Origin of the sequence: Variovorax beijingensis (assembly GCF_003951285.1) — a bacterium.
GTDB lineage: Bacteria > Pseudomonadota > Gammaproteobacteria > Burkholderiales > Burkholderiaceae_C > Variovorax > Variovorax beijingensis.
Map to the genome: position 1 here is coordinate 80,222 of NZ_RXFQ01000009.1, position 20,754 is coordinate 100,975.

Genomic DNA, 20,754 nt, shown 5'->3' on the forward strand with positions numbered 1-20,754 from the left:
AGCACTTTAGCTGCACCGAAACTCTCCGCGCACAAGGACACATCACATGGCCAGCGACCTGATCAAACACATCTCCGATTCTTCCTTCGAAGCCGACGTGCTCAAGTCCAGCCAGCCCGTGCTGGTCGACTACTGGGCCGAATGGTGCGGCCCCTGCAAGATGATCGCACCCATCCTCGACGAAGTGTCCACCGCCTACGAAGGCAAGCTGCAGATCGCCAAGCTCAATGTCGACGAGAACCGCGACATCCCGGCCAAGTTCGGCATCCGCGGCATTCCCACGCTCATGCTGTTCAAGGACGGCCAGCTGGCCGCCACCAAGGTCGGCGCCATGAGCAAGGCACAGCTCACGGCCTTCATCGACCAGCAGCTCGCCTGAGGCATTTCACCCGGCCAGCGCGCAATGCGTTGGCCGGACGGTTTTTTGCTGTCATAATCTCCTACAGATCACCGGCCCCTTCAAGGTAACCGGTTCGAGTTCCCCGGTTTGTGAGGCAGCTCTCGCCTCACATCAAACCTCCCCCCGTTTTTCCGATCGATTGCCCCGCAAGGGGTCATTCCATGCACTTAAACGAACTCAAGGCACTCCATGTGTCTGAAGTCCTCAAGCAGGCTGAAGCGCTTGAGATCGAAAACGTCGGCCGCATGCGCAAGCAGGAGCTGATGTTCGCGATCATCAAGAAGCGCGCCAAGGCCGGCGAACAGGTCTTTGCCGACGGTGTGCTCGAAATCCTGCCCGACGGCTTCGGCTTCCTGCGCAGCCCCGACACCAGCTTCACGGCCAGCACGGACGACATCTACATCTCGCCGAGCCAGGTGCGCCGCTTCAACCTGCACACCGGCGACATGATCGAAGGCGAGGTGCGCACGCCCAAGGACGGCGAGCGCTACTTCGCGCTGACCAAGCTCGACAAGGTCAACGACGGTCCACCCGAGCAGAACAAGCACAAGGTGATGTTCGAGAACCTGACGCCGCTGTTCCCCAAGGAACAGATGAAGCTGGAACGCGACGGCGTCAAGAGCGACGAGAACATCACGGGCCGAATCATCGACATCATCGCCCCCATCGGCAAGGGCCAGCGCGCCCTGCTGGTGGCGCCGCCCAAGAGCGGCAAGACGGTGATGATGCAGCACATCGCCCACGCCATCAGCGCCAACTACCCCGAAGTGCACATGATGGTGCTGCTGGTGGACGAGCGGCCCGAAGAAGTGACCGAAATGCAGCGCACCGTGAAGGGCGAGGTCATTGCCTCGACCTTCGACGAGCCCGCGGCGCGCCACGTGCACGTGGCCGAAATGGTGATCGAGCGCGCCAAGCGCCTGGTCGAGCTCAAGAAGGACGTGGTGATCCTGCTGGACTCGATCACCCGCCTCGCCCGCGCCTACAACAACGTCGTGCCATCGTCGGGCAAGGTGCTGACCGGCGGCGTCGACTCCAATGCGCTGCAGCGCCCCAAGCGCTTCCTGGGCGCGGCGCGCAACGTGGAAGAAGGCGGCTCGCTGACCATCATCGGCACCGCGCTGATCGACACCGGCAGCCGCATGGACGAAGTGATCTTCGAAGAGTTCAAGGGCACCGGCAACTCCGAAATCCACCTGGACCGCCGCCTGTACGAAAAGCGCGTGTTCCCGTCGATCCAGCTCAACCGCAGCGGCACCCGCCGCGAAGAGTTGCTGCTGGCACCCGAGATCCTGCAGAAGACCCGCATCCTGCGCCAGCTCATGTACAACATGGACGAGATCGAGTCGATGGAGCTCATGCTCAAGAACATGAAGGCGACCAAGACCAATGTCGAGTTCTTCGACATGATGCGTCGCGGCGGGTAACTGTTGCTCGCCCCCAGGCTGCGCGCACTTCGTGTCGCTACGCCCTCCCCCTACCGGGGGCGGTGCTGACCGACCGGCAAAGCCGGATCGGTGGCACCCCACAAACGAATGCCCGCCTTTGGCGGGCATTTTTCATGCGCGCAACGCTTTGCCCTCAGCGGCACTGCGCGCACCAAGATCCAGCAACTCCATCAGCGCGACGGCCTGCTCGGGCGGCACCGGGTTCGGGCCGTTGCCGAGGATCGCATCGCGCACCGCGGCGTAGTACTCGAGGTAGTTGCCGGCCCGCGTGGGCCAGACCCGGCGCTGCGGCTCGCCGCCGTCGCTGCCAGGCACCACGAGTTCGCCGTCCTGCGGATCGGCGCCCCACCTCGCCATCGGCGGCCGCTGGCCGGCGCGCAGCGCGTCTTCCTGTGGATCGACGCCGTGCTTGATGAAACTGCCGCGCGTGCCATGGACGATGTAGCGCGGCGCGGCATGGGCCGCGAGCGTCGTGGCGTGCAGCACCACGCGCAGCGGCGCATGCGGGCCGCTTTCGTAGCGCAGCACAGCGTGGAAATAGTCTTCGACCTGCGCGCCGTCGCGCAAGGCCGCGGTGTCGAGTTGCAGCGTGTCGGGGGTTCCGAACAGCTGGACCGCCTGGTCGACCAGATGGGAGCCCAGGTCGACCCAAAGACCCGCGCCCGGCACTTTCTGCTCGCGCCAGCGGTCGCGCACCTCGGGGCGAAAGCGGTCGAAATGCGATTCCAGGTACACCAGCCGGCCGAGTTCTCCGCTCGCCAGCACGTCCTTGAGCGTGAGGTAGTCGGCGTCGAATCGCCGGTTCTGATAGACCGCCAGTACACGATTGTTGCGCCGAGCCAACAACTCGAGCTCCCTGGCCTCGGCCACGTCCAGCGTGAACGGCTTGTCCACCACCACATGCTTGCCGGCCTCCAGGGCCGCCTTGGCGACCGGGTGGTGCTGGGCGTTGGGGGTGGCCACCACCACCAGATCGATGTCCGACCGGCCCACGAGCGCGCCCGCGTCGGGCACCACCGCCACGCCGGGCCAGTCGGCGTGGACCTTGTGCGGGCGGGAGCTCGCCACGGCCGCCAGTTCGAGCCCCGGCACGGCCGAAAGCACCGGCGCGTGGAATGTCTGGCCGGCAAAGCCATAGCCGACGAGGCCGGCGCGCAGGGTTCTGGAGGTCATCTGGAGGGCCGTCCTTCGCTCAAATCGAGACAGTATGCGATAATCGCTGGCTCCGCGAAAAGTGCAGCCGGGCGTCTTGCCCTGCGATTTCCTCACCGGAACGGCTTGCCCCCTTGGGCACGCTTGTGGCTCTCGCATCGACCCCAAAGGAAAGACCATGGCAAAAGAAGGCATCCACCCGAATTACCGCGAAATTCTGTTCGTCGACATGTCGAACGGCTTCAAGTTCGTGACCCGTTCGTGCGCGAACACCAAGGAAATGGGCACGACCGACGACGGCCGCGAGCTGCCGCTGTTCAAGCTCGACACCACGAGCGAATCGCATCCGTTCTACACGGGCACGCAAAAGTCGGTCGACAACATGGGCGGTCGCGTCGAGAAGTTCCGCAACCGCTTCGGCAAGACCACCGGCGCTGCTTCCAAGTAAAGCACGCGCTTTCGCATCGAGGGCAGCCCGGTTTACCGCGCTGCCCTTTTTTTCTTTCCCAAGACCGACGTTCATTCCCACCCTGTGAATCAGCCCACTCCCGCGATCGTTGCCCAGAGCGCCGTGCGCCGGCTGCCGCGCCTGGCACTGCTGCTGCTGTGCGCCGCCTACCTCCTGCCGGGCCTGGTGGGGCGCGGCCCCTGGAAGAGCGCCGACATCACCTCCTTCGGCTACATGGCCGAACTGGCGCGCAACACCGAAGGCATCGCCCGCTGGTTCGACCCCCTGCTCTTGGGCCTGCGCCCTGAAACGCCGGCGCTCATTCCCTACTGGATCGGTGCCTGGGCCATCAAGATCGCACCGTCGTGGGTGCATCCCGACCTGGCGGTGCGCATCGTCTTTGCGCTGCTGCTCTGGGGCACCTTCACCGCCACCTGGTACGCCGTCTACTACCTCGCGCGCACCTCGCGGGCCCAGCCGGTGGCCTTCGCCTTCGGCGGCGAGGCACGGCCCACCGACTACGCCCGCGCCATTGCCGATGGCGGACTGCTGGCGCTGATCGCCTGCCTGGGCCTGGCCCAGCTGGGCCATGAAACCACACCGGCGCTGGCGCAGCTGTATTTCGCGTCGCATCTGTTCTATGGCGTGGCGGCGCTGCCCTACCGCCGCATCGGTCCGGTCATTGCATTGCTGGTCGGGACCATCGGCATGACCTTGAGCGGTGGCCCCACGGTCGGCCTGGCGCTGGCGGTGGGCAGCGCGTTGTTCATCGCCTACGAGCGGCGCACCGCCGACGCCGCTTCCGACGAAAGCCCCGGCTATACCCGGGGCGCGCTCGCCACGATGATCGCGGCCGCGCTGGTGGCCGCCGCACTGGCTCTCGGGCTGGGCCTGCTGCAATGGAAGATCCAGTTGCCGGGCAATCATCCGAGCAGCACCTCGGTGCTGAGCGACGTGCGCAGCCAGGCCAAGCTGCTGGTGTGGTTCACCTGGCCGGTCTGGCCGCTCGCGATCTGGACGCTGTGGCGCTGGCGCCGCCAGCTCACTGCGCGCCATGTGGCACTGCCGTTCTGGTTCGCGCTGGTGCCGCTGGCCGCGACCTGGACCACCGACTATTCCGACCGTTCGCTGCTGCTGGCGCTGCCCGCGCTCGCCACGCTGGCCGCCTTCGCCCTGCCGACTTTCCGGCGCAGCGCGGCGGCATTGATCGACTGGTTCAACGTGCTGTTCTTCAGCGGTCTGGCCGTGCTGGGATGGATCTACTGGATCGCGATGCAGACCGGCGTGCCGCCCAAGCCGGCGGCCAGCGTGGCGCGGCTGGTGCCGGGGTTCGTGCCGGAGTTCTCGGCCATCCCGTTCGTTCTGGCGCTGGCCGCCACCATCACCTGGTGCTGGGTGGTGCGCTGGCGCACCGGCCGCCACCGCGCGGCGCTCTGGAAAACGCTGGTGCTGCCGGCCGGCGGCACCGCGCTGTGCTGGATGCTGCTGATGACGCTGTGGCTGCCTTCCATCGACTACGCGCGCAGCTACGCCCCGCAGGTGCGGGCGGTGGCCGAGCGCGTCGGGCAGCCGAGCTGCATCGCCGAGCTTGCGCTGAGCCGCGCGCACATCGCGGCGCTGCGGCATCACGGCCAATTCAACCTGCAGCCGCTGCTGCTCGGCACCGATTGCCCCTGGCTGCTGGTCAGCCCCGATACCATCGAGCGGCTGCACACCATCATTCGCCTGGAGCACTGGCGTTTCAGCGGCACGCTGCGGCGGCCCAGCAGCGCGACCGACGACCTGTTGCTCTACCAGAAGATCGCGCCCTAGCACGTGAGCGGCGAACGAGGCCTGATCGCGCGGCACGCCGGCACGGTGCTGGTGGGCCAGCTGGCCGTGATGGCGTTCGGCGTGACCGACACCATCGTGGCCGGCCGCTATTCCGAGAATGCGCTCGCCGCGCTGTCGGTGGGTGCGGCCGTCTTCATCAGCGTGTTCGTCTCGCTGATGGGCGTGCTGCAGGCGCTGCTGCCGGTCTGGGCGGAGCTGCACGGCGCAGACCGGAGAAGCGAAGTCGGCCGCTCCGTGCGGCAGTCGCTCTACCTGAGCGCCATCACCATCGCGATCGGCATGGCGGTGCTGCTGCTGCCGGGCGCGGTGCTGCGCTGGACCCAGGTGCCGCCCGCGATGCGCGGCGAAGTGGAAACCTACCTGGCGGTGCTGGCCTTCGCATTGCCGCCGGCCCTGCTGTTCCGCCTGTTCAGCACCCTGAACCAGAGCCTGGGCAAGCCGCAGGTCGTGACCTGGCTCCAGCTGGGCTCGCTGTGCGTGAAGCTGCCGCTGTCGATCTGGTTTGCATTCGGCGGCGCGGGCCTGCCGGCCATGGGCCTGGTGGGCTGCGCCTGGGCCACGCTGTGCGTGAACTGGGCCATGTTGGCCTGCGCCGTGTGGCTGCTGCGCAGCAGCACCTTCTACCGCGACTACCGGCTCTGGGAACGCATCGAAGCGCCCGACTGGCGCCAGATCCGCCAGTTCGCGAGCCTGGGCATCCCCGGCGGCCTGGCCGTGCTGGTGGAAGTGACCTCATTCACCTTGATGGCGCTGTTCATTGCGCGCCTGGGCACGGCCGCAGCCGCCGCGCACCAGATCGCCTCGAACCTGCTGGCGGTGGCCTACATGGTGCCGCTCTCGCTGGCCATTGCCACCAGCGCGCGCGTGAGCTTCTGGCTCGGCGCCGGAAAGGCCGCCAAGGCCCGCCGCGCCTGCCGCATGGGCTTCGAACTCACCGCCCTTTGCGCACTGTTCTTCGCGGGTGCCATGGTGGCGCTGCGCTTCAGGCTGGCGCACGTGTATTCCGACAACCCGGCCGTCATCGCGCTGGCCGCGGCGCTGCTGCTGGTGGTGGCGGCCTATCACTTTGCCGATGCGCTGCAGACGCTGTGCGTGTTCGTGCTGCGCAGCTACCGCGTCACGCTGGTGCCGTTGGTCGTCTATTGCACGTTGCTCTGGGGCTTCGGCCTCGGCGGCAGCTACTTGCTGGCCTATCGCGGCCTGGGGCCGTGGCCCGCAATGCAGTCGCCGCTGGCGTTCTGGCTCATGAGCGCGGGCGCGCTGGCGGTCACGGCCCTGCTGTTCGGCGCGCTGCTGCGCTGGACGATGCGCCGCTCACTTCACTAGCAGCCGCGCTTCCCGCACGCGGGTTGCGGGGAACACCAGCGCGAAACGCGAGCCCTTGCCCACCGTGCTCTGGATCCGCAATTCGGCGCCATGACGCTGCGCGATGTGCTTCACGATGGCCAGGCCCAGGCCGGTGCCGCCGGTTTCGCGGGAGCGGCTGCGATCGATGCGATAGAAGCGCTCGGTCAAGCGCGGAATGTGCTCGGCGGCAATGCCGGGGCCGGTGTCGCGCACTGCGTATTCGCCGCGCCCATCGGGCAGCAGCCGCCAGCTCACCGCCACCTCGCCGCCGCCAGGCGTGTAGCGGATGGCGTTGCTCAGCAGGTTCGACATGGCGCTTTGCAGTTCGGTCGGTGCGCCCGAAATCTCGGATTCGGCCTCGATCGTGAAGGAAAGGCGGTGGCCCTGCGGCGCGAGCCGGCCAGACAGTCCCCGTCCCTCGTCTTCGCACTGGGCGAGCAGCGCACGGATGCGGATCCACTGGTTGCCCGATGGCGCCGCGCTGCCCTCGAGGCGTGAGAGCGTCAGCAGGTCGTTGACCAGGGTTTCCATGCGGTGCGACTGCTGGCTCATGAGCGAGAGATAGCGCGCGCGCTCGTCCGCATCGAGCGGCAGGTTCTGCAGGGTCTCCACGAAGCCCGCCAGCACGGTGAGCGGCGTCCGGATCTCGTGCGACACGTTGGCGACGAAGTCGCGCCGCATGGCTTCCGCCTGTTCGACCGCCGTGATGTCGCGCGTCAGCAGCATGCGGCGGTTGCCCGCATAGGGATGCACCTGCACCGACAGGCGCACCGGATGGCTGCGCTGGTGTCCCTGTCCCGGGCCGGAGGCATCGATGACCACATCGCGGCTGTAGTTCCACGAGGCCAGGTAGGCCACGAAGGCGGGATCGCGGACCAGGTTCGCAAGATGCTGCAGCAGATCCCGCTCGGCATCGATGCCGAACTGGCTGGCCGCCGTCTGGTTGCACCACTCGATGCGGCCCTGCTCGTCGAGCAGGATCACGCCGTTGGGAGACGCCTGGATGGCGGCCAGGAATTCCTGCAGGCGGTCCTCGGCCTGCCGGGTCTGCTGCTCGCGGTCGCGCAGCAGCTTGCGGATGCGCTCCGAGAGCTCGCCCCACACGCCGGCACCGCGGGTCGGCAGGCCCGCCGCGTTGTTGCGCAGCACCTGCAGCAGCCGCTCGGCCCGCCACGCATCGAGCGCGAGCCACAGCACCGCGCCCAGCCAGGCGCCCAGCCATCCGAACCTCCAGCCAAAAATGGCTGCAGCGCCCGCTCCTGTTACGAGGGACGCTATTAGAAATGTAGCAATACGGAAAGGCATGGCGGGCGATTATCCGCGCCCGCGGCCCGTGAAAGCAGCGGGACTCAAACCGTGACTTGGGCCGTCAGGCGATAACCCGCGCCGCGCACCGTCTCGACCATCGGCGAGGCGGCGCCCAGCGATTCGCGCAGGCGCTTGACGTGCACGTCGACCGTGCGTTCCTCGATGTAGACGTGGTCGCCCCAGACCTTGTCGAGCAATTGCGCCCGGCTGTGCACGCGCTCGGCGTGCTGCATCAGATAGGCCAGCAGCTTGAACTCGGTCGGTCCCACCTTGAGCGCATTGCCCTGCCAGGTGACGCGGTGCGTGGCGGTGTCGAGCGCGAGCTCGCCGATCTCCACACGTTCGGTCACCACCTCGGGCGCGCGGCGGCGCAGCACGGCGCGGATGCGCGCGAGCATTTCCTGCGTCGAGAACGGCTTGGTGATGTAGTCGTCGGCGCCCGCATCGAGGCCGGCCACCTTGTCGGGCTCGTCCCCGCGCGCGGTGAGCATCAGGATAGGAACGGCCTTGGTGCGCGGGTCCTTGCGCCACTGGCGCGCGAGCTGCAGGCCGCTCTGTCCGGGCAGCATCCAGTCGAGCAGGATCAGGTCCGGCAGGAAGGCGTCGATCTCGCGTTGCGCCGCCGCGCCGTCTTCCGACCAGATCGGCTCGAAGCCGTTGTGGCGCAGGTTGACGGCAATCAACTCGGCGATCGAGGACTCGTCTTCGACGATCAGGACTCGGGGTTTCTTCATGCTTTCTTGGGAGACTTGCGCTCGCTCTCTGTTACTGCAGCGCCGATTCGATCTCTTGCATCGAAGTGTGCCGCACATCGGCGCCCTTGACGATGTAGATGATGAATTCGGCGATGTTCTTGGCGTGGTCGCCGATGCGTTCGATGGCCTTGGCCAGGAACAGCAGGTCGAGGCTGGCCGAGATCGTGCGCGGGTCTTCCATCATGTAGGTGACCAGCTTGCGCACGAAGCCGTCGAACTCCTTGTCGATCAGGTCGTCGTCCTTCAGGATCGACAGCGCCGCGGCCGTGTCCAGCCGCGCGAACGCGTCCAGCGCGGTGCGCAGCAGGCCCGAGGCCAGGTCGGCCGCGATGCGCAGCTCGTTCGAGGGCAGTGCGCGGGCCGAGCCGCTCTCGATGATCGACTTGACCATGCGCGCGATCTTGTTGGCCTCGTCGCCCACGCGCTCCAGGTTGGCCGTGGTCTTGGAGATGGCGATCAGGAGGCGCAGGTCGCGCGCGGTCGGCTGGCGCCGCGCGATGATCGACGACAACTCGCGGTCGATCTCGATCTCCATGGCGTTGACGCGCGTCTCGGTTTCCATCACGCGGTCGGCAGCCTCGGGGTCGAACTGCAGCAGCGCGTAGACCGCCTGGTGGATCTGCGCCTCGACCATGCCGCCGAGCTCCATCACGCGCGACGAAACGCCGTTGAGTTCGCTGTCGAACTGGCTGGAGAGATGTTTTTCAGTCATGTGTGCCTCCTTGGCATCAGCCGAAACGGCCGGTAATGTAGTCCTCGGTCTCCTTGCGCTGCGGCTTGAAGAACATCTGTTCCGTCGCGCCGAATTCGATCAGGTCGCCCAGGTACATGTAGGCGGTGTAGTCGCTGCACCGTGCAGCCTGCTGCATGTTGTGCGTCACGATGACCACGGTGTACTCGTTTTTCAGCTCGGCGATCAACTCTTCGATCTTCGCGGTCGAAATCGGGTCGAGCGCGGAGCAGGGTTCGTCGAGCAGCAGCACTTCGGGCTTGATGGCAATGCCGCGTGCGATGCACAGGCGCTGCTGCTGGCCGCCGGAGAGGCCCGAGCCGCTTTGCTGCAGCTTGTCGCGCACTTCGGTCCACAGCGCCGCCTTCTTGAGCGCCCATTCCACGCGGTCGTCCATTTCGCTCGCGCTCAGATTCTCGAACAGCTTCACGCCGAAGGCGATGTTGTCGTAGATCGACATCGGGAACGGCGTGGGCTTCTGGAACACCATGCCGACCTTGGCGCGGATCAGCGCCACGTCCTGCTTGGACGTGAGCAGGTTCTCGCCGTCCAGGGCGATGGTGCCCTCGGCGCGCTGCTCCGGGTAGAGCTCGAACATGCGGTTGAAGGTGCGCAGCAGGGTCGACTTGCCGCAGCCCGACGGGCCGATGAAGGCCGTCACCTTGTTCTCGGGAATCTCGAGGTTGATGCCCTTGAGCGCATGGAACTTGCCATAGTAGAAGTTCAGGTCCTTGACCGAGATCTTCGAGCGCGACGGTTGTGCGACGGTGTTTGGCATGGTTGCTACTTCTTCTTGAATCAGAGTTTGTTGCGCGTGAGGACCCGCGCCAGGATGTTGAGGGCAAGCACGGCCACGGTGATCAGGAACACGCCGGCCCAGGCCAGCTGCTGCCAGTTTTCGTACGGGCTCATCGCGAACTTGAAGATCGTCACCGGCAGGCTGGCCATCGGCTGGCTGATGTCGGCGGTCCAGAACTGGTTGTTGAGCGCGGTGAAGAGCAGCGGCGCGGTTTCGCCCGCGATGCGCGCCACGGCCAGCAGCACACCCGTGACCACGCCGGCGCGCGCGGCGCGCAGCGTGATGCTCAGGATGACCTTCCACTTCGGCGTGCCGAGCGCATAGGCCGCCTCGCGCAGCCCCGGCGGCACCAGCTGCAGCATGTTCTCGGTGGTGCGGATGACCACCGGGATCACGATCAGCGCGAGCGACAGCGCACCCGCCAGGCCCGAGAAGGTCTTGAAGTACGCCACCACCACGGCATAGACGAACAGGCCGATCACGATCGACGGCGCCGACAGCAGGATGTCGTTGACGAAGCGCGTCACCGACGACAGCCAGCCCTTGGGGTTGTACTCCGCCAGGTAGATGCCGGCCATGATGCCGATCGGCGTGCCCACGAAGGTGGCCAGCGCCACCATCACGAACGAACCGAAGATCGCGTTGGCGATGCCGCCCGCCTCGTTCGGCGGCGGCGTCATCTCGGTGAAGGTGGCGAGCGCCAGGCCGCCCAGGCCCAGGCGCAGCGTCTCCCACAGGATCCAGACGAGCCAGAACACGCCGAACACCATCGCCGCGAGCGACAGCGTGAGCGCGATCTTGTTGACGCGGTTGCGCGCGGCAAACTTGGCCTGGCGCGTCTCGGCGAGCGCCTTGGCGCTCAGCAGGTTTTGTGCCGTACTCATGACTTGGTCCCTTCGCTCTTCTTCATCTGGGCCAGCAGCACCTTCGAGAGCGTCAGCACGACGAAGGTGATGAAGAACAGCACCAGGCCGAGGTACATCAGCGCGGCCTGGTGCAGGCCTGCGCCGGCTTCAGCGAATTCGTTGGCGAGTGCGGAGGTGATGCTGTTGGCCGCCTCGAACACGGAAAGCGAATTGAGCTGGTTCATGTTGCCGATCACGAAAGTGACCGCCATCGTCTCGCCCAGCGCCCGGCCGAGGCCGAGCATGATGCCGCCGATCACGCCGGCCTTGGTGTAGGGCAGCACGACCTTCGACACCACTTCCCAGGTGGTGGAGCCAAGGCCGTAGGCCGACTCCTTGAGCAGCGGCGGCGTCACTTCGAACACATCGCGCATCACCGAGGCGATGAACGGAATGATCATGATCGCGAGGATGATGCCGGCCGAGAGAATGCCGATGCCCACGGGCGGGCCGGACACCAGCGCACCAAGGTACGGCACGCCGGCAAGCAGCTTCTGCAGCGGCTGCTGCACCCAGGTGGAAAGAATCGGCCCGAACACCAGCAGGCCCCACATGCCGTACACGATCGACGGCACGGCGGCGAGCAGTTCGATGGCCGTGCCCAGCGGGCGCTTGAGCCAGTTGGGCGAAAGTTCGGTCAGGAACAGCGCAATGCCGAAGCTCACCGGCACCGCGATCACCAGCGCGATGATCGAGGTGGCCAGCGTACCGTAGATCATGACCAGGCCGCCGTACTCGTTCTGCACCGGATCCCAGACGCTGCTGGTCAGAAAGCCGAGACCGTACTTCGAGATGGCGGGCCATGCGCCGGCAATCAGCGACAGCAGGATGCCGATCAGCATCGCGAGCGTCAGCAACGCGGCGCCCTTGGCGGCCCAGCCGAACAGGCGGTCGGCCATGGGGCCCGAACGCGGTGCCTTGGCGGGCGGTGGTGCGGTGGCGCGGCCGCGTTCGGCCGCGAGGTCGAGCGTGGATGCGGAGGCAGGATAGGTGGATGACACGGGTCGCTCCGGCAATGACGAAAGCGGCGCATCCTCGAGCGAAGTGCTGCTCATGGGTGCGCCGTCCTGGGCTTGATGGGGTTGCTTACTTGAACGCGACCGGCTTGCCCGATGCGTCCTTGACTTCACCCCATGCCTTGGCGATCGTGGCCTTCACGCTGTCGGGCATCGGCACGTAGTCGAGCTCGTCGGCCGTCTTGTCGCCGCCCTTGTAGGCCCAGTCGAAGAACTTGAGCACGGTGGTCGCGTTGGCGGGTTTGTCCTGCACCTTGTGCATCAGGATGAAGGTCGCGCCGGTGATGGGCCATGCGCCCTTGTCGGCCTGGTTGGTCAGCACTTGGTAGAAGCTCTTGTTCCAGTCGGCGGCGGCGGCAGCAGCCTTGAAGGCCGTGTCTTCGGGCGAGACGAAGTTGCCGGCCGCGTTCTGCAGCTGGGCGTAGGTCATCTTGTTCTGCTTGACGTAGGCGTACTCGACGTAGCCGATCGAGTTGGGCAGGCGGCTCACGAACGCTGCGACGCCTTCGTTGCCCTTGCCGCCCGCGCCGGTGGGCCAGTTCACGGCCGTGCCTTCGCCGACCTTGGTCTTCCACTCGGCGTTGACCTTGCTCAGGTAGTTGGTGAACAGAAAGCTGGTGCCCGAGCCGTCGGCGCGGCGCACCGGTGCAATGGCGGCGTCAGGCAGGGCCAGCGAGCCGTTCAGCGCCTTGATGGCGGGGTCGTTCCACTTGGTGATCTTGCCCAGGTAGATGTCGCCCAGGACCTGACCGTTGAGCTTCAGCTCGCCGGGCTTGATGCCGGGGATGTTCACCACGGGAATCACGCCGCCGATGACGGTGGGGAATTGCATCAGGCCCTTGGCCTGGAGTTCTTCGTCCTTCAGGGGCGCATCGGAAGCGCCGAAATCGACCGTCTTGGCTTCGATCTGCTTGAGGCCGGCGCCCGAGCCGACCGACTGGTAGTTGATCTTGACGCCTGTGGCCTTGTTGAAATCGGAGGCCCACTTGGCGTACAGCGGCGCCGGGAAGCTGGCACCAGCGCCGGTCACATCTTGTGCGAAGGCGGGAACATGGGCAAAGGCCGCGGCCACGAGGCCGGCAGCTGCAAACTTGAAAGTCGTTTTCATGGAGGCTTCCTTTAGAAGTAAGAAGTAGTCCCTTTCGGGCTTGGAACGGACTCTAGAAAGCTTGTGTGACATCGGTGTGACACCCCGCTGTCGAGGGAAAATGCCGCTCTTTCCCCTGCGGTTCGTGTGACGCTGTCACACAACCGTCATTCGCCGCGCCTAGCCTTGCGAGCCTCGCCACCGGCGATTCGGAAGGCCGCGCGCCCGCCACGGCGCTACGATCGAAGACACCCGCCTTCTTCCACGACAACTACATGCAAAACGGCACCCGCCTCGCCGCCGTCGATCTCGGCTCGAACAGCTTCAGGCTCGAAATCGGACAGGTCGACCACGGCCAGATCCACCGCACCGAGTACCTGAAGGAAACGGTGCGCCAGGGCAACGGCCTGGACAGCGCCCGCAACCTCACGGCCGAGGCCATGCAGCGGGGCTGGGATGCGCTTGCCCGTTTTGGCGAACGGCTGGCCGGTTTCAAGCGCTCGCAGGTGCGCGCCGTCGCCACCCAGACACTGCGCGAGGCACGCAACCGCGAAGAATTCCTGCTGCGCGCGCGCACCATCCTGGGCTTCGGCATCGACGTGATCCCGGGCCGGGAGGAAGCCCGCCTCATCTACCAGGGCGTGTCGCACATGCTGCCGCACACCGACGCCTCCGACCGCGAGCGCCGCCTGGTGGTGGACATCGGCGGCCGCTCCACCGAAATGATCATCGGCCGCGCGCTCGACGCCGAGCTGATGGAGTCGTACCGGGTGGGCAGTGTCGCCTGGTCGATGAAGCATTTTGCGGAAGGCCTCTTCACCCAGAGCGCATTCCGCGCCGCCGAGGTGGCCGCCAAGGCGGTGCTCGACGACGCGCTGTCCAGCTACACCCGCGACCAGTGGGACGTGGCCTACGGCGCCTCCGGCACCATCGGCGCCGTGGGCGACGTGCTGGCCGCGGCGGGCGGCGAGCCGGGGCTCATCACCCGCGACGGCCTCGACTGGCTGGTCGACCGCCTCCTGAAGGCCGGCAGCACCGACAAGCTGCGCATCGACGGCATGCGCGAAGACCGCAAGCCGGTCATCGGCGGCGGCGTGAGCGTGCTGCGCGCGGTGTTCGACCTGCTCGACATCGAGGAAATGAGAGTGGCCCAGGGTGCACTCCGCCACGGCGTGCTCTATGAACTGCTGGAGCGCGACGAGAGCGTGGCCGACATGCGCACGGCCACCGTGGCGCGGCTGGCGAGCCGGTTCGCGGTCGATGCGGCGCAGGCCAGGCGGGTGGGCGAAACCGCGGCGGCCCTGTTCGTGCAGCTCACTCCCGCAGCGCGCGGCGGCAGCCCCGGCAGTCGTCCCGGGCGGGCGCTGCGCAAGCTCGGTTGGGCGGCCCAGCTGCACGAGATCGGCACGCTGGTCTCGCACAGCGACTATCACAAGCACGGCGCCTACATCCTCGACAACACCGACGCCCCCGGCTTTGCCGTCAACGAACTGCACGCACTCGGCCAGCTGGTGCTGGGCCAGCGCGGAAAGCTGCGCAAGCTCGACGCCGCGCTCGAGGACGAGACCTTCGTGATGCAGCTGTTGTCGCTGCGCCTGGCGGTGATCCTGTGCCATGCGCGCCGCGATCCCGATCCGCGGGCGCTGCACCTTGCGGCGCTGGGCGCCAGGGCCTTCACGATCGCCTGCGCGCCCGACTGGGCCGAAGCCTATCCGCAGTCCGCGCACCTGCTGCGCGAGGAAGTGCTGGCCTGGCAGAAGACCAGCAGCTGGCGCGTGGAGCTCAGCGGGGCCTGAGCCGCCCCACTTCGCCCACTTCGCCTTACTTCGCGTCGAGGCCGGCGGTGCGGGTGGTTTCCGCTGGAACCGCGCGCGGCTGGTCGCCTCCGAACATGCCGGCGTAGGCAGGCTGCACAACCCGGTCCAGCCCCTGCTTCAGCCCCTCGTGGGCCACCGCGGTGTCCTTGAGCAGGCCCTCATAGCTGAAATAGGTGGGCTCGCTCACGTCGGCGGTATGGGCCGTCTGGTGCACGACGGACTGCCGCTCGTCCCTGAGCAGTTGCTCCACCGAAATGAAGGGCTTGAAGCTCGATGTCGCATCGGCTGCGCCGTACGCCGTGGTGATCCGCAGGATCAAGGTGCTGTAGCCGGGCGTGGGCTGGAGCTCCGGCACCTTCATCTCGCTGGCCGCTCCGGTGGCACGCATGAAGGGCGTCAGCTTCACTTCGCGGCCGCTCTCCCGCAGGCGCGCCGCCAACTGCTCCGCGAACTGCCTGTTGAGCGCCATGGTCGTGCCGCTGTTCCTCACCGCGGCCGTGAATTCCTTGCTGCGCTGGTCGGTCCGGGCAGCCATGGTCATCCGGCTGTTGGTGTCGATGGTGAGGGCCACCAGCGCGCCGATGGGCCCCAGGAGAAGCCCGGCAAAGCCCGTCAGCCCCGAACCGCCGCCATCCGTGACGATCAGCTGGTCTTCCTCGTTGTAGATGAGCTCGACCTTCGCGGCCGACCGGGTGGCGTCCTGGCGCGCCTGCAGCGTGGGTTTGGACGCATCGGCCGCACACCCCGCCAGGAGGGCGGTGGCGGCGAGCAGGGACATCAGCTTCTGCAACGACATGCCCGCGTCCAGGCGCAGCAGGTCCATGAAGCTTCTTGGCAGCGGGTTGAGCAGTTTCATGCGTGTTCCCCAGTGGTGTGGCTGATCGGCGCCACTTCTTTTCCCTCATCGGGCCAAGGCGTGTTGCCGTGGAGTCACTGTAGGAATCGCGCCGCGTGCGCACATGGGCGGTGCGCACTTTCTCCAGGGAGACAAGCGCCCCGCCACCTCTGTCCGCGGCCATGACAAAGCGCCTGCCCGCCGGCCCCGGATGCGGCTAGCCGGTCCGTTTCACCTGGCGTGGAGGCTGGCGGTCCGGGTGGTTTCCGAACTGCCGACGCGCGGCGGCCCGTCTTCGCCGAACATGCCGGCATAGGCAGGCTGGACGATCCGGGCAAGGCCTTGCCGCAGGCCGTCCTGGGCCCTGGCCGTGTCCTGCAGCAGGCCGTCGTATGCCAGGTAGGCCGGCTCCTCCAGGTCGGAGGTGTGGGTGGTCTGGTGGAGAACGGCCTGCTGCTCGTCCTGCAGCGACTGTTCGATCGCCACGAAGGGCTTGAAGCTCGACGTCATGTCGGGCGCTCCGTAGGTCGTGGTGACCCGCACGAGCAACGTGCTGTAGCCCGGGGTGGGTTCGAACCCAGGGGCCTGCATCTGGGCGAGCTCGCCGTCCATGCGCGCGGCGGGTGTCAGCTTCACTTCGCGGCCGCCGGTCCGCAGACGCGCCGCCAGCTGCTCCGCGAACTGCCGGTTGAGCGGCATCGCGCCGCTGCTTTTCACGGCGGCCGTGAACTCCTTGCTGCGCCGCTCGATGCGGCTGGCCAGCGTCACCCGGGTGCCGACCTCGACGCCAAGGGCCAGCAGCGTGCCGACCGGCCCGAAAATCCCGGCCCAGCCCATGATCGCGGAGCCGCCGCCATCCATCACGGACAGCTGGTCCTGCTCGTTGTAGACGAGTTCGATCTTCGTGATCGACCGCGTCGCCTCGTGGCGAACCTGCGGCGCGGGTTCGGGCGTGCTCGTGGCGCAGCCGGCCAGCAGAGCTGCAAGGATCAGCAGCGAAACAAGTGTCTTCATGGGGGTGGCTGTAAGTTAAAGATGCAATATGTGTCCAAATGCATCTCTCGCAATCATTGTGCCTACATGGCACTGCCGCGCCCCACCCAATTCGTCAATTAGTTTACAGATTCGGGCAAATTTTCAGCCCGCGGATCGCCCCTCAGAGGAGTTCGGGCGACTGCACCGTCACCACCACCGTCTGCACGTCGCCATCGCGTTCGCGCGTGCGGATCCACCAGAGCGAACCCTTGCGCACCGGGCAGCTGTCCTGCTTCAGGCCGAGAAGCAGCGAGATCGCCTGCCCCACCGAGGGCTGGTGCCCGACCATCAGCACCACCGACTTGCCGTTGGGCCAGCCGGCCGCGGCCAGCATGGCCTCGGCCGTGGTGTCGGGGGCGAGTTCGGCGCGCAGCTTGTATTTGCGGCCGAGCGCAAGCGCGGTCTGCTCGCAGCGCCGCGCAGGGCTGCAGATGATGCGCGTGCCATCCGGCAACTGCCGGTCGAGCCAGCTTGCCATGCGCTTGGCCTGCTTCTCGCCGCGCGCGGTCAGGGAACGCTGCAGGTCGTCGCAGCCCTCGGTCCAGTCCTCGGCTTCGGCATGGCGCCAGAAGATCAAGTCCATGGTTGTCGTCTTTCGATCGTCAGTTGCTGGGTGCATCGGGGTGATGGCCTCGCGATGCATACCGGTTCATGAGTGCGGCCTGTGCCCCGTGCGCCTCGACGATGGGTGACGCGCCCGCCTCGCCGGAGTGGGTGTCGTGGTCGACGCGCGTGTAGATGCCGTCGCCGCCCAGGTCCCAGGCGTCGCGTCCGTCGTGCAGGTAGGCGACCAGGCATTCGTCGATCAGGCGCTGGCGAAGGCCGGGGTCGGTCACCGGCCAGGCCAGCTCGATGCGCCGCATCATGTTGCGGTTCATCCAGTCGGCGCTCGACAGGTAGAGCGACTCGTCCTCGCCATTGCGGAAGTAGAAGACACGCGAGTGCTCGAGAAAACGCCCGATCACCGAGCGCACGCGGATGTTGTCGGTCAGCCCCGGCACCTGCGCGGGCAGCGTGCAGGCGCCGCGCACGATGAGATCGATCTTCACGCCGTTCTGGCCGGCGCGCATCAGCGCGGCCACCAGTGCGTCGTCGGTCAGCGCATTCATCTTGGCGACGATGCGAGTCGGCTCGCCGGTGGCGGCGGCCAGGCCCAGCGCGTCGATCTGTGCGACGAGGTTCTTGTGCAGGTCGAATGGTGCCAGCCACATGCGGTTGAGCTTGGGCAGCCGGCTCTGGCTTGCCAGGTGCACGAACACGGCTTCCATGTCGGCCGTGAGCAGCGGATCGGCCGTCAGATGGCTGATGTCGGTGTAGAGCCTGGCGGTGCGCGGGTTGTAGTTGCCGGTGGAGAGATGGCCGTAGCGGCGCATCTGCTTGCCCTCGCGGCGCGTCACCAGCAGCATCTTGGCGTGCGTCTTCAGGCCCACCACGCCATACACCACCTGCGCGCCGATCGACTCGAGCATTTCGGCCCAGTTGATGTTGGCCTCTTCATCGAAGCGGGCCTTGAGCTCCACCACCACCGTCACTTCCTTGCCGCGGCGCACGGCTTCGCGCAGCAGGTCCATCAGTTCCGAATCGGTGCCCGTGCGGTAGATGGTCTGCTTGATGGCCAGCACCTGCGGGTCTTGCACGGCCTCGCGCAGGAACGCGAGCACGCCGTCGAAGCTCTCGAAGGGCTGGTGGATCAGCACGTCGCCGTGCTGCAGCCGCTCGAAGAACGACTGCGCCGGCGACAGCGTGACCGGGTAGGAGGCCGAGTACGGCGGAAACAGCAGCTGCGGCTCCTCCAGCAGATCGATCAGCTGGGTCAGCCGGGCCAGGTTGACGGGGCCATGCACGCGGTAGAGCGCCTGCTGCGGCAGGTTGAATTGCGCGAGCAGGAAGCTCGCGAGCGACTCCGCGCAGCTGGCCGACACCTCGAGCCGCACGGCCTGACCGTAGTGCCGGTGCTGCAGCCCCTGGCGCAATGCGGTGCGCAGGTTCTTGACGTCTTCCTCGTCGACCGCCAGGTCGGAATGCCGCGTGACGCGGAACTGCGAGAAATCGCCCACCTCGCGCCCCGGGAACATGCTCGAAAGATGGGCACGCACCACGCTCGACAGCGCCACGAACAGCGTCTTGCCGTCCGACACCTTGGCCGGCATGCGGATCACACGCGGCAGCACGCGCGGCACCTTCACGATCTGGATCGGGTTCTCGCGCCCGAAGGCGTCCTTGCCGCCCAGCCGCACGATGAAGTTGAGCGACTTGTTGGCCACCTGCGGAAACGGGTGCGCCGGGTCCAGCCCGACCGGGATCAGCAGCGGGCGCACTTCGCGCTCGAAATATTCGCTGACCCATTTGCGCTGCGCCGGATTGCGTTCGCCGTGCGAAATGATGTGGATGCCGTGCTTTGCGAAGGTCGGCATCAGCTCGTCGTTGTAGAGCGCGTACTGGCGCGCCACCAGCGTGTGGGCAGCCTCCGCCAGCCGCTCGAACGATTCGATCGTGTAGGCGCCCTTCTGGTCGCCGGCGCTGCTGGCAATCAGATGCGGTGCGGCACGGACTTCGAAGAATTCGTCGAGGTTCGATGAAACGATGCAAAGATAGCGAAGGCGCTCGATCAGCGGCACTTCGGGCCTGCGGGCCCAGTCGAGCACGCGCTCGTTGAAGGACAGGATGCTGTGGTCGCGGTCGAGCAGCGTGAGGGCCGTTGCCGCGGCCGCGGGCGTGCGGTCAGCGGGAGCAGGTTGCATGGGCACTGATTCTGGAGCAAGCGGCACGGGAGCACATGTAGGCTGAAATATGACAGTGTCGCCCTCGTTTGTGACGTTTTCGTGACCACTGTGTGACGCCTGCGGACCGCCCGTGGGCAGCCCCGTGCCGGGCGAAGAGGCGGACGGCCCGGCACCGGGCCGGGCGGCCGCCGGCTTCATGCGCCGAGAAAGTGCTTGCGGTAGCGCGGCGGCAGGTCGTCGATGCGCATCAGCATCGGCAGGTCTGCCGTGTTGAAGTCCGGGTCCCAGGCCGGAGCGCCCAGCACCTTGGCACCCAGGCGCAGGTAGCCCTTGATGAGCGCGGGCGGCTCGACGTCGAGCGCGCCGTCGAGCCGCTCCACCGGCAGCGGCAGGCGCGGCTGCACCTGGTACTGGATCGGCGCCATGTGGCTGGCCGACAGCTGCCGCCAGATGCTGGCCGCCGCATCGCCACTGGTCACGCCGTTGTGCGACATCGGAATGCTCGCGCAGCCGATCATGGTGTCGAGCTTGTTGCGGTGCATGAAGCCCGCAAGGGCACCCCACAGCGCGAGGATCACGCCGCCCTGCCGGTGGTCGGGATGCACGCAGCTGCGGCCCAGTTCGACCATGCGCTCACGCAGGTCGCGCAGCCGGGTCAGGTCGAACTCGGTGTCGCTGTAGGTGCTGCCCACGCGCCGGGCCTGGGCCGGCGTGAGCACGCGGTAGGTGCCGATCACCTGCTGGGTCCGTTCCTCGCGCACCAGCAGATGCTCGCAGAAGTCGTCGAACAGGTCGATGTCGTGGCCGGCCAGCGGCGTGCTCACGCGGGCGCCCATTTCGCCGACGAACACCTCGTGGCGCAGGCGCTGCGCGGCGCGCACGTCGTCCAGGTGGCGGGCCCAGCTCACGGTGATGCCTTGCCTGGCATCGACGATGACCGGCGGCACCAGCACGGCAGCGGGCACCGACGCGGGCGTGGCTGCAGGGGCGGGCCACAGGGCGGCGCGCAGCCCGAGCTGCGACAGCGGGAACGTCGGGTTGGGCAGTTCTTTCATGGGGACCCTTTCTGCTGAGGGAGTCTCTGCACCCGCGGTGAAACGGGTATGTCAGCGCCAT

General features: G+C 66.9%; 19 protein-coding genes. 6 read left to right on the plus strand and 13 right to left on the minus strand.

What is annotated here, in order from left to right:
* The first annotated feature begins 46 nt into the window (after positions 1-46).
* Positions 47-379, plus strand: coding sequence for a thioredoxin TrxA (gene trxA / locus EJO66_RS17235; protein WP_012747433.1), 333 nt, complete (start codon positions 47-49; stop codon positions 377-379).
* A gap of 182 nt (positions 380-561) precedes the next feature.
* On the plus strand, positions 562-1,827 hold the full coding sequence (rho, locus tag EJO66_RS17240; RefSeq protein ID WP_021007063.1) for a transcription termination factor Rho: 1,266 nt from the start codon (positions 562-564) through the stop codon (positions 1,825-1,827).
* Positions 1,828-1,959: 132 nt separating this feature from the next.
* On the opposite strand, the gene EJO66_RS17245 is transcribed toward rho, so the two are convergent.
* On the minus strand, positions 1,960-3,021 hold the full coding sequence (locus EJO66_RS17245) for an oxidoreductase (protein WP_124957737.1): 1,062 nt from the start codon (positions 3,019-3,021) through the stop codon (positions 1,960-1,962).
* 157 nt (positions 3,022-3,178) lie between these two features.
* On the opposite strand from EJO66_RS17245, the gene EJO66_RS17250 reads away from it, so the two are divergent.
* The 3 genes from EJO66_RS17250 (at position 3,179) to EJO66_RS17260 (ending at position 6,607) form a co-directional block, all read left to right on the plus strand.
* A complete protein-coding gene (locus EJO66_RS17250) occupies positions 3,179-3,448 on the plus strand; it encodes a type B 50S ribosomal protein L31 (protein WP_093240817.1) in 270 nt (89 codons plus the stop codon).
* Between the two features lie 84 nt (positions 3,449-3,532).
* Positions 3,533-5,260: a hypothetical protein gene (locus EJO66_RS17255; RefSeq protein WP_124957736.1), complete on the plus strand. Its 1,728-nt coding sequence runs from the start codon at positions 3,533-3,535 to the stop codon at positions 5,258-5,260.
* A 3-nt stretch (positions 5,261-5,263) separates the two neighbouring features.
* Positions 5,264-6,607 (plus strand): MATE family efflux transporter, encoded by a 1,344-nt coding sequence (locus EJO66_RS17260; protein WP_124957735.1) that lies wholly within the window; start codon positions 5,264-5,266, stop codon positions 6,605-6,607.
* Here EJO66_RS17260 and phoR read toward each other — a convergent pair.
* The 7 genes from phoR to pstS are packed head-to-tail and all read right to left on the minus strand — an operon-like array spanning position 6,596 to position 13,249.
* The gene (phoR, locus tag EJO66_RS17265; RefSeq protein ID WP_124957734.1) at positions 6,596-7,933 is read right to left on the minus strand and encodes a phosphate regulon sensor histidine kinase PhoR; all 1,338 of its coding nucleotides are present in this window, start codon (positions 7,931-7,933) and stop codon (positions 6,596-6,598) included. The two genes, EJO66_RS17260 and phoR, sit on opposite strands and share 12 nt — an antisense overlap.
* A gap of 44 nt (positions 7,934-7,977) precedes the next feature.
* Positions 7,978-8,670, minus strand: a complete 693-nt coding sequence (phoB, locus tag EJO66_RS17270; RefSeq protein ID WP_021007058.1) for a phosphate regulon transcriptional regulator PhoB — start codon at positions 8,668-8,670, stop codon at positions 7,978-7,980.
* 31 nt (positions 8,671-8,701) lie between these two features.
* Positions 8,702-9,403, minus strand: coding sequence for a phosphate signaling complex protein PhoU (phoU, locus tag EJO66_RS17275; RefSeq protein ID WP_047783561.1), 702 nt, complete (start codon positions 9,401-9,403; stop codon positions 8,702-8,704).
* A gap of 16 nt (positions 9,404-9,419) precedes the next feature.
* On the minus strand, positions 9,420-10,199 hold the full coding sequence (gene pstB, locus EJO66_RS17280) for a phosphate ABC transporter ATP-binding protein PstB (protein WP_021007056.1): 780 nt from the start codon (positions 10,197-10,199) through the stop codon (positions 9,420-9,422).
* 20 nt (positions 10,200-10,219) lie between these two features.
* Positions 10,220-11,104 carry a phosphate ABC transporter permease PstA gene (pstA, locus tag EJO66_RS17285; RefSeq protein WP_124957733.1) on the minus strand — a complete coding sequence of 295 codons (885 nt, stop codon included), beginning with the start codon at positions 11,102-11,104 and terminating at the stop codon, positions 10,220-10,222.
* Positions 11,101-12,180, minus strand: coding sequence for a phosphate ABC transporter permease subunit PstC (gene pstC, locus EJO66_RS17290; RefSeq protein ID WP_124957732.1), 1,080 nt, complete (start codon positions 12,178-12,180; stop codon positions 11,101-11,103). Before pstC ends, pstA begins: the two co-directional genes overlap by 4 nt.
* 31 nt (positions 12,181-12,211) lie before the next feature.
* A complete protein-coding gene (pstS, locus tag EJO66_RS17295; protein ID WP_124957731.1) occupies positions 12,212-13,249 on the minus strand; it encodes a phosphate ABC transporter substrate-binding protein PstS in 1,038 nt (345 codons plus the stop codon).
* Between the two features lie 254 nt (positions 13,250-13,503).
* Here pstS and EJO66_RS17300 point away from each other — a divergent pair, with 254 nt between their 5' ends.
* Complete coding sequence (locus EJO66_RS17300) at positions 13,504-15,024, plus strand: Ppx/GppA phosphatase family protein (protein ID WP_124957730.1); 1,521 nt, start codon at positions 13,504-13,506, stop codon at positions 15,022-15,024.
* A 25-nt stretch (positions 15,025-15,049) separates the two neighbouring features.
* On the opposite strand, the gene EJO66_RS17305 is transcribed toward EJO66_RS17300, so the two are convergent.
* From EJO66_RS17305 to EJO66_RS17325, 5 genes are all read right to left on the minus strand, one after another.
* Positions 15,050-15,901 carry a hypothetical protein gene (locus EJO66_RS17305; protein WP_124957729.1) on the minus strand — a complete coding sequence of 284 codons (852 nt, stop codon included), beginning with the start codon at positions 15,899-15,901 and terminating at the stop codon, positions 15,050-15,052.
* Positions 15,902-16,111: 210 nt separating this feature from the next.
* Positions 16,112-16,894 carry a hypothetical protein gene (locus EJO66_RS17310; protein WP_124957728.1) on the minus strand — a complete coding sequence of 261 codons (783 nt, stop codon included), beginning with the start codon at positions 16,892-16,894 and terminating at the stop codon, positions 16,112-16,114.
* 142 nt (positions 16,895-17,036) lie between these two features.
* Positions 17,037-17,498, minus strand: a complete 462-nt coding sequence (locus EJO66_RS17315) for a SixA phosphatase family protein (protein WP_018906136.1) — start codon at positions 17,496-17,498, stop codon at positions 17,037-17,039.
* A gap of 19 nt (positions 17,499-17,517) precedes the next feature.
* On the minus strand, positions 17,518-19,836 hold the full coding sequence (gene ppk1 / locus EJO66_RS17320) for a polyphosphate kinase 1 (RefSeq protein ID WP_124957727.1): 2,319 nt from the start codon (positions 19,834-19,836) through the stop codon (positions 17,518-17,520).
* Positions 19,833-20,693 carry a GNAT family N-acetyltransferase gene (locus EJO66_RS17325; protein WP_124957726.1) on the minus strand — a complete coding sequence of 287 codons (861 nt, stop codon included), beginning with the start codon at positions 20,691-20,693 and terminating at the stop codon, positions 19,833-19,835. The genes ppk1 and EJO66_RS17325 overlap by 4 nt, the downstream gene beginning before the upstream one ends.
* Between the last annotated feature and the right edge of the window lie 61 nt (positions 20,694-20,754).

Coding starts and splice junctions, on each gene's coding strand:
- phoB (WP_021007058.1), bottom strand. CDS start 8,670: ATGAAGAAACCCCGAGTCCTGATCGTCGAAGACGAGTCCTCGATCGCC.
- EJO66_RS17325 (WP_124957726.1), bottom strand. CDS start 20,693: ATGAAAGAACTGCCCAACCCGACGTTCCCGCTGTCGCAGCTCGGGCTG.
- pstB (WP_021007056.1), bottom strand. CDS start 10,199: ATGCCAAACACCGTCGCACAACCGTCGCGCTCGAAGATCTCGGTCAAG.
- EJO66_RS17250 (WP_093240817.1), top strand. CDS start 3,179: ATGGCAAAAGAAGGCATCCACCCGAATTACCGCGAAATTCTGTTCGTC.
- trxA (WP_012747433.1), top strand. CDS start 47: ATGGCCAGCGACCTGATCAAACACATCTCCGATTCTTCCTTCGAAGCC.
- rho (WP_021007063.1), top strand. CDS start 562: ATGCACTTAAACGAACTCAAGGCACTCCATGTGTCTGAAGTCCTCAAG.
- pstS (WP_124957731.1), bottom strand. CDS start 13,249: ATGAAAACGACTTTCAAGTTTGCAGCTGCCGGCCTCGTGGCCGCGGCC.
- EJO66_RS17305 (WP_124957729.1), bottom strand. CDS start 15,901: ATGAAACTGCTCAACCCGCTGCCAAGAAGCTTCATGGACCTGCTGCGC.
- ppk1 (WP_124957727.1), bottom strand. CDS start 19,836: ATGAAGCCGGCGGCCGCCCGGCCCGGTGCCGGGCCGTCCGCCTCTTCG.
- EJO66_RS17300 (WP_124957730.1), top strand. CDS start 13,504: ATGCAAAACGGCACCCGCCTCGCCGCCGTCGATCTCGGCTCGAACAGC.
- phoR (WP_124957734.1), bottom strand. CDS start 7,933: ATGCCTTTCCGTATTGCTACATTTCTAATAGCGTCCCTCGTAACAGGA.
- EJO66_RS17245 (WP_124957737.1), bottom strand. CDS start 3,021: ATGACCTCCAGAACCCTGCGCGCCGGCCTCGTCGGCTATGGCTTTGCC.
- pstA (WP_124957733.1), bottom strand. CDS start 11,104: ATGAGTACGGCACAAAACCTGCTGAGCGCCAAGGCGCTCGCCGAGACG.
- phoU (WP_047783561.1), bottom strand. CDS start 9,403: ATGACTGAAAAACATCTCTCCAGCCAGTTCGACAGCGAACTCAACGGC.
- pstC (WP_124957732.1), bottom strand. CDS start 12,180: ATGAGCAGCACTTCGCTCGAGGATGCGCCGCTTTCGTCATTGCCGGAG.
- EJO66_RS17310 (WP_124957728.1), bottom strand. CDS start 16,894: ATGAAGACACTTGTTTCGCTGCTGATCCTTGCAGCTCTGCTGGCCGGC.
- EJO66_RS17315 (WP_018906136.1), bottom strand. CDS start 17,498: ATGGACTTGATCTTCTGGCGCCATGCCGAAGCCGAGGACTGGACCGAG.